7 protein-coding genes are annotated in these 7,656 nt (G+C 68.0%); 3 read left to right on the forward strand and 4 right to left on the reverse strand.

The genetic code is table 11. From position 1 onward, the window contains the following. The first annotated feature begins 52 nt into the window (after positions 1-52). Positions 53-1,255, forward strand: coding sequence for an IS110 family transposase (locus ACNPQM_RS26385; RefSeq protein ID WP_418085978.1), 1,203 nt, complete (start codon positions 53-55; stop codon positions 1,253-1,255). Here the strand turns inward: ACNPQM_RS26385 and ACNPQM_RS26390 are convergent. After that, on the reverse strand, positions 1,247-1,570 hold the full coding sequence (locus tag ACNPQM_RS26390) for a hypothetical protein (protein ID WP_418085979.1): 324 nt from the start codon (positions 1,568-1,570) through the stop codon (positions 1,247-1,249). The genes ACNPQM_RS26385 and ACNPQM_RS26390 overlap by 9 nt on opposite strands. A gap of 144 nt (positions 1,571-1,714) precedes the next feature. On the opposite strand from ACNPQM_RS26390, the gene ACNPQM_RS26395 reads away from it, so the two are divergent. Continuing rightward, positions 1,715-2,104, forward strand: a complete 390-nt coding sequence (locus ACNPQM_RS26395; protein WP_418085980.1) for a hypothetical protein — start codon at positions 1,715-1,717, stop codon at positions 2,102-2,104. A 141-nt stretch (positions 2,105-2,245) separates the two neighbouring features. Here the strand turns inward: ACNPQM_RS26395 and ACNPQM_RS26400 are convergent, their stop codons facing one another. The 3 genes from ACNPQM_RS26400 to ACNPQM_RS26410 all read right to left on the reverse strand — a co-directional run bounded on the left by ACNPQM_RS26400 (position 2,246) and on the right by ACNPQM_RS26410 (position 3,383). Next, complete coding sequence (locus ACNPQM_RS26400) at positions 2,246-2,365, reverse strand: DUF664 domain-containing protein (protein WP_418085981.1); 120 nt, start codon at positions 2,363-2,365, stop codon at positions 2,246-2,248. Then, complete coding sequence (locus tag ACNPQM_RS26405) at positions 2,346-2,495, reverse strand: hypothetical protein (RefSeq protein WP_418085982.1); 150 nt, start codon at positions 2,493-2,495, stop codon at positions 2,346-2,348. The genes ACNPQM_RS26400 and ACNPQM_RS26405 overlap by 20 nt, the downstream gene beginning before the upstream one ends. A gap of 132 nt (positions 2,496-2,627) precedes the next feature. Continuing rightward, on the reverse strand, positions 2,628-3,383 hold the full coding sequence (locus ACNPQM_RS26410) for an IS6 family transposase (protein WP_418085983.1): 756 nt from the start codon (positions 3,381-3,383) through the stop codon (positions 2,628-2,630). A gap of 1,027 nt (positions 3,384-4,410) precedes the next feature. Between ACNPQM_RS26410 and ACNPQM_RS26415 the strand changes: the two genes are divergently transcribed. Beyond that, positions 4,411-7,608 (forward strand): glycosyl hydrolase family 95 catalytic domain-containing protein, encoded by a 3,198-nt coding sequence (locus ACNPQM_RS26415; RefSeq protein WP_418085984.1) that lies wholly within the window; start codon positions 4,411-4,413, stop codon positions 7,606-7,608. Positions 7,609-7,656 lie beyond the last annotated feature (48 nt).

Raw genomic sequence — 7,656 nt, forward strand, 5'->3', positions numbered from 1 at the left:
TGGCGATCGATGCCGTGGGACGGCCGGGCGAGAGGACGATCGAAGGAAGCACGTGATCGACACCAGCAGCATCGGCGCCTTCCTCGGCCTGGACGTCGGCAAGGGCGAACACCACGCCACCGCCGTCACACCGGCCGGGAAGAAAGCCTTCGACAAGCGGCTGCCCAATAGCGAGCCCAAGCTCCGCGAGGTATTCGGCAAGCTGCAAGCCAAGCACGGAACGGTGCTCGTGGTCGTCGACCAACCAGCCTCCATCGGGGCCCTGCCGCTGGCGGTGGCCCGGGACATGGGCTGCCCGGTCGCCTACCTGCCCGGACTGACGATGCGGCGGATCGCCGACCTCTACCCCGGCGAGGCCAAGACCGACGCCCGCGACGCCTTCGTCATCGCCGACGCTGCCCGCGTCATGCCACATACCCTCCGCTCGATCGAACTCGAAGACGAGACCATCGCCGAGCTGGAGATGATCGTCGGCTTCGACGACGACCTCGCCAGCGAAGCAACCCGCATCAGCAACCGACTCCGCGGCCTGCTCACGCAGATCCACCCGCACCTGGAGCGAGTGCTTGGCCCGCGTGTTCAGCACCCGGCCGTCCTGACACTGCTGGAACGGTTCGGATCCCCGGCCCAGATCCGCAAAGCCGGACGACGACGGCTGATCACGCTGATACGCCCGAAAGCCCCGAGGATGGCCGAGCGTCTGGTCGAGGACATCTTCACCGCCCTGGACGAGCAGACCGTCGTCGTTCCCGGCACGGACGCGGCCGCGCTGATTGTCCCCAGCCTGGCCGGCTCGCTGACCGCCGTCCTCGGCCAGCGCAAAATCCTTGCCGCACGGATCGAGGAACTGCTGGAGAATCACCCTCTTTCCAAGGTCCTGACGTCTATGCCGGGGATCGGCGTCAGGACCGGAGCCAGGATCCTCATCGATGTCGGCGACGGCAGCTCGTTCCCGTCCGCCGCCCACCTCGCCGCCTACGCCGGCCTCGCCCCGGCAACCCGCAGCTCAGGCTCCTCGATCCGTGGCGAGCAACCGTCCCGCAGAGGAAACAAGCACCTCAAACGGGCCTTCTTCCTCTCCGCGTTCGCGGCCCTGGCCGACCCAACATCCAGGGCCTACTACGACCGGAAGATCAACCAGGGAAAGCACCACACCCAAGCCCTTCTCTGCCTCGCGAGACGCCGGGCCGACGTGCTCTTCGCCATGCTCCGCGACGGAACCTTCTACGAATCCCAGCCAGCCCGGTCAGCGTGAAGCGTCGAGGGTCCGCCTGGCCTCAGCCCACAGGTGCTCGAACTCCTCCGCGGAGATCTCGGCCGCCTGGGGCTGGTCCTGCCAGCCATCCAGGTTGCCCTCGGCCAAGACGCCATACCGCTCTTCATAGCGGCCCATCGCCGCGACAGCGGCATGATCACGCAAGTACAGCACCTCGTCCAACGAGGCCGCCGTCACCGGCCGCGAGTCCGCCCCTCGGACCTCGACCTGACGCGCTGCCCAGCCCTCGTCATCGGCCTCGAAATACAGCCACAGATCTTCGTCCTCGTAGTAGCTGCGGAACCAGGTCGTCATGCCGCCATCCTCACCCACCAGGCACCTCCACTACCTTGACCAAACTCATAGGGGCACCCCCCCGCTACGGCCCCGCATCGCCTGCGTGGGTGAACTTGCACGAGACTCCGACGCCCCGTGACGGGGGCCGGGGTTAGGCCGGGCATGAAGAGGCTTCTTTCCCTGGGCGCGGCGCTGGCGCTGGCACTGGTGATTCCGAGCGCGGCGCCAGCGGCCGCGGACACCAGCGCGTGCACACACCACTGGTCGGGCCCGCAGGTCTGCATCCGTCTGGAAGGCCGCAACGAGTGGAACTCGGTGACGGGGGTCTGGGTGAACCCGCCGAAACGGGTGCACGCGCGCAACGTGCGCCTGTTCCTGGACGGCAATCAGTTCGGCTCCGCGCAGACGGCCCGGAGGGTGGGCAGGACGCTCAGCTATCACTGGTCGGGCTTCGATACCGGCACGGACGTGAAGGTGTGCGTGCGCTTCGAGGGGATCGGTCGGGTGGCCTGCGACAAGACGAAGTACATCGGTAACCGCGCCTCGCTGTAGCCCCGGAGGGGCGAGGAACAAGTTCGCCGGATAGTGCGCTAATGCTCTGACCGGGAACGTTCACCGGCTTGGGGGGTGGGCGCTCGTGACGGTGCGGACCCACCCACGTGGAGAACGTGGTCTGTTCCGTCCGGTGCGTCGCTACTCGCCGGTGGCACCGTCTGCGAGTTCGCGGATCACGTCGAGCTGGCCGGCGTGTCGGGCGTACTCCTGCAGCATGTGGAACAGGATCCAGATCAGGTCAGGGGGTGAAGCCGCCACCGCGTGCGGGTTCCTGCAGTTTGGCACCCGCCACGATCTTGCGGGATCGTGCGCACTCGTCCAGGAAGAGGGCTCGGATCTCTTCCGTCGATTCGTCGGCTCCGACCTTGCCGTCGAGCTTGCGCAGCACCGCGGCACGGTAGTAGCCGAGGTAGGCGAGTACCAGCTCGCGGGGGGCAGACAGGTTGCTCGGCGGGGCGTTGTCAACTTGTTCGGGGTGGGGGTGTCGAGGGCGTGGTGGGGCCGGGTGGAGGCCTGCCGGTCAGGCTGCCGCGGGCAGGCCGGCGATGCCGGTGACCTGCTCCCAGGTGGTGAAGCGGGCGGTCATCTCGGCGCGGTACTCGGACGCGGCCATCAGATGTCGGCGGGGACGGAAGTGGGGCGAGATCTGGCTGAAGGCGGCGAGGAACTTCTGGGCGGCGCGGCGTGAGCGGAAGTACTTCATCGCGCGTTCGCGCTGCCTCGTCGGCTGGTTGGAGTTCTCGGCCCGGTTGTTCAGGCCCTTGTGGGAGCGGTGCTCGACCGAGCGCGTCAGCTCGCGGTGGGCGACGCCGTAGGAGCGGAGCTTGTCGGTCACCAGCACCCGCGGTACCCGGCGCTGCTTCTTCATGAGCTTGGCCAGGAACCGCTTCGCGGCCTTCGCATCCCGCTTCGACTGCACGAGGATGTCCAGGACGTCGCCGTACTGATCGACGGCCCGCCACAGGTAGTGCCGCACCCCGTTGATCTTGATGAAAACCTCGTCGAGGTGCCATTTGTCCGCGGCCTGCGGCCGGCGGCGACGCAGCCCGGCCGTGTACTGAGGTCCAAAGTGCGTGCACCACTGACGGATCGTCTCGTGGGAGACGGTGATCCCGCGGGCGAGCAGCAGTTCCTCGACCTCGCGGTAGCTGAGGGGGAAGCGGTGGTACAGCCACACCGCATGCGCGATGATCTCCGCCGGCCCATGTCGGCCTGGATCCACCACACGTCGGCGAGGACCCACCTTCGTGCCGGAGCCGTCGGCGAGTTCGGCCATACCGGTACCGGCTTTGCCAGATGCCAGATGCCTGAGGCCGGTCGCCTGCGCTCGTCCGAGGTCTTGAGGGTGCACGCTGCGCAGCCCATCAGGACCCGCGGCGGCGAGAACTCCTGGCAGCACAGCTCTGGTCCGGAGACGCATGCCCCCACCTCCCAAAATCAAATAGGAAATTGATGATGCGATGGTGGGCCAGGGGTGGCGCCGTCAAGCCCCGTGGGGCGGCGCACCTCCGTGCGGACTGCCGACGTGATCGAGGGAGTTGGGCGGGCTCGGCCCCATTCAGGCGGTATGACGTGCAGTGACGAGTCGCGCTTGAAGCGGTAACGGCATTGGGTCAGCCTTCCGGGGGACGACTGCGACCCCGGAGGATTGAACGCGTCACTCGATGGGAGCGAGCAGAAATCGTATAGGAGATTCGGTCAAAATCATTGACAGGGTCCGCCCGTGCCGCTGCACTGTTGCCCAGCCTCCGCGTTGCAGCAGCTGGACGACCGAGCCTCTGCCTTTAAAGAAGGGCGCGCACGCCATGTCCCCCTCGTTTCCCTGCCCAACCCCCATTGAGGACAAGGGCGGTATGTCGCGTCGCGGCGTATTGCGTGCCGGGGCGTTGCTGGTCGCGCTGTCCTCGCTGTCGGAGCGAGACCCTCTGGTGCGTCAAGGTAGGTCACCACGCGGGCCAGGAGCAGCCTCGGGGTGGAAGGTGATCGGCCTCGACTCGGCCTTGATCCGGCGCTTGGAGCCCGGCTTGCCGAGGTTCCCCACCTTGGTGTTCGCCTTCGACGTCGTGTAGGCGCCGCGGACCTTCTTGATCGTCTGCTGCGCGGCCTGCGACCCCAGCCCCCCGCGTCGTCAACTCTGCGGTGTGCTTACGCAGTTCGTACTCACACGGAATCCCGCGCTGGTTGTAGACATCCAACCTTTCTCCCGTCAGTCGCCCGTCGGATTGAGCTGAAGGCGCATCAGATTTGCCCGTATCGATATTCCATCCGAATAGACCCGATCAATGAGCCCCAGGAGTTCGTCCATGGCCCCGTACCAACCCAACCGGCGCCGAGTCCTGCGACTCGGCGGCGCACTGGCCCTGACCCCTCTCGTAAGCAACCTCACCTCGGCGTCGGCGTCGGCGTCCGCGGCACCGACCGCCTTCGGACCGGCCGCGCTGGCGTCGGTGCCTCCATCCTCGCTCGCCCGCCACTCCCTCTGGTACCGATTCCCCGCCACGGACTGGCAGTCCCAGGCGCTGCCGATCGGCAACGGCCGGCTCGGCGCCATGCTGTTCGGCCAGCCCGACCGCGAGCGGATCCAGTTCAACGAGCAGAGCCTCTGGGGTGGAGTCAACAATTACGACAACGCCCTCGCCGGCCACCCCGACTACGTCTTCGACACGAGCATGACCGGCTTCGGTTCCTACCGGGCCTTCGGTGACGTCACGCTCTCTTTCGGAGCCCGGCCCGAGGTCACCTCCCCCGGCGGTCCTTACATGAGCTCTGCGACCCAGGGCCTGGACAAGACCGCCGACGGCGATCCGCTGACGAAATGGTGCATTGAAGGCCCCCCGAAGGAGGTGATCTGGCAGGTGGCCCTCACCGCACCCGCCGCGGTGTCGACCTACCGGCTCACTAGCGCCGAAGACGTCCCTGACCGAGACCCCCAGACCTGGACCTTCCAGGGCTCGACGGACGGGTCCGCGTGGACCACGCTCGACGCCCGGTCGCTGCCCAGCCCTTTCGAGAGTCGGCTCCAGACCAAGGAGTTCACCTGCTCCAACAGCACGGCCTACCGCTTCTACCGCCTTGCCTTCACGCCCCGCTCCGGGGTGAGCCACTTCCAGGTGGCCGAGATCGCGCTCGCCGGGGTCGACCTCGGCGGACGGCGCCTTCTCTACGTCTCCTCGTCCTCCGGCCACGCCGACGGCGCCGGTGACGGGCACGACATCTCCCGGAGCGTGGACGGGGACGGCACCACCGTGTGGCGAGCGACCGACGCGACCGCCGGAGCGGTGTGGCAAGGCAACCTGCAGTCGGCTGCGACGGTCACCGGCTACAGCGTGACGGCTGCGCCGGACACTCCCGAGGAGGACCCCGGTTCGTGGACCCTCGAGGGCTCCACCGACGGCCAGGAGTGGACGCTGCTCGACGAGCGCACCGTCCAACCCGCACTCGACCGCGGTGAGCGCCGGCAGTTCACCGTCGGCACGCCTGGGGCGTTCACCAGCTACCGATTGACGCTGCGGCCGAGGTCCGGATCCTCAGTTGTGCGCGTTGCCGAGATCCGCCTCATCGGCACCGAACTCGACACGGCGAAGCTGGGCCCGGTGATCGAGTACCGCCGGGCACTCGACCCTGAGTCCGGAATCCACGCCACGTGGTTCGGCTCCCCCGGGCAGCGGGTCCTGCGGGAGGCGTTCGCCAGTCGGGCCGCCGACCTGCTCGTGCTGCGCTACGAGGCCGAGCGCGCCGGCGCGCTCGACTGCGACATCACCCTCGCCTCCGCGCAGGGTGCGCCCGCGTCGGTCGACGTCGCAGCGGGGACCGTCGGATTCCATGGCACCATGGGAAACGGCCTGAAGCATGCCGCCGTCCTGCGGGTGACCGACACCGACGGCTCCGTGACCGCCGCGGGTTCCCGACTCCGGGTTCGATCGGCGACACGCATGACCCTGCTCCTCGACGCGCGCACCGACTACAAGCTCGACGCCGCCGCGAAGTGGCGCGGGCCGGCTCCCCAGCCCGCCATCACGGCAGCCCTCCACACCGCAGCCGAACAGTCCTACAAGGAGCTGCGCAGGGCGCACGTCGCCGAGACCGGCGCCATGGCCGAGCGCGTCTCCGTGAACTGGGGGAACACCGGCGACGAGGTCACCGCGCTCCCGACAGACGCACGGCTCGCCCGTTACGGCGCCGGCAAGTCCGACCCCGGGCTCGAGCAGAGCCTGTTCGTCCTCGGCCGCTACCTGCTTCACAGCTCTTCCAGACCGGGCGGGCTGCCCGCCAACCTCCAAGGGCTCTGGAACGACAGCAACCAGCCTCCGTGGGCGTCGGACTACCACACGAACATCAACGTCCAGATGAACTACTGGGGCGCGGAGACGACCAACCTCAGCGAGAGCCATGAGGCACTCATCGAGTTCGTGCGCCAGGTAGCGGTGCCGAGCCGCGTCGCGACCCGCAACGCCTTCGGCGCCGAAACCCGAGGTTGGACGGCGCGCACGAGCCAGAGCATCTTCGGGGGCAATTCCTGGCAGTGGAACACCGTCGCCAGCGCCTGGTACGCGCAGCACCTGTACGAGCACTGGGCCTTCACCCAGGACCTCACGTACCTGCGCCGCGTCGCCTACCCGATGATCAAGGAGATCTGCCAGTTCTGGGAGGACCGGCTCGTCGAGAACGAGGCCGGCCAGCTCGTGTCCCCCCAAGGGTGGTCGCCCGAACACGGCCCGCACGAAGACGGCGTGATGTACGACCAGCAGATCATCTGGGACCTCTTCCAGAACTACCTCGACTGCGCGGCGGCGATCGACGCCGACCCCGAGTACCGGGCCACCATCGTCGACATGCAATCGCGGCTCGCGTCCAACAAGATCGGCCGATGGGGCCAGCTCCAGGAGTGGCAGACCGACCGTGACGACCCGAACGACATCCACCGCCACACGTCCCATCTGTTCGCGGCGTTCCCGGGCCGCCAGATCACGCCCGATGCGTCGCCCGAACTTGCGGCAGCCGCCCTCGTCTCGCTCAAGGCGCGGTGTGGCGAGCGCGAGGGGGTCCCGTTCAGCGAGGCCACCGTCTCCGGTGAGAGCCGGGGGTCGTGGACCTGGCCCTGGCGGGCCGCGCTGTTCGCGCGTCTTGGTGACGGCGAGCGGGCGAGGTACATGCTCCGGGGTCTCCTGCGGTACAACACCCATACGAATCTCTTCGCCAAGATCCCGCCGTTCCAGATGGACGGCAACTTCGGCATCACCGGTGCGATCGCCGAGATGCTCCTGCAGAGCCACGAGAAGGTCATCCACCTCCTGCCGGCGCTGCCGAAGGACTGGGCCGACGGCTCGTTCACGGGTCTGCGTGCCCGCGGCGGCTACGAGGTCAGCTGCACCTGGCGCGGTGGGCGCGTCACGGAGTTCACGGTCGTGGCCGACCGGGCACGCAACCAGGGCACTGTCATCGTCCGCGTCAACGGCAAGGAGGTGCGGGTCAAGCCGGTGAAACCGCGCCGCGGTAACTGACCCCCGGCACGCACCACTCCACGCTCTGGGCCCGTGGACGCCGTCCGG

This window comes from Streptomyces sp. NPDC056231 (assembly GCF_048270745.1).
In the GTDB taxonomy this organism is placed as follows: Bacteria; Actinomycetota; Actinomycetes; order Streptomycetales; family Streptomycetaceae; genus Streptomyces.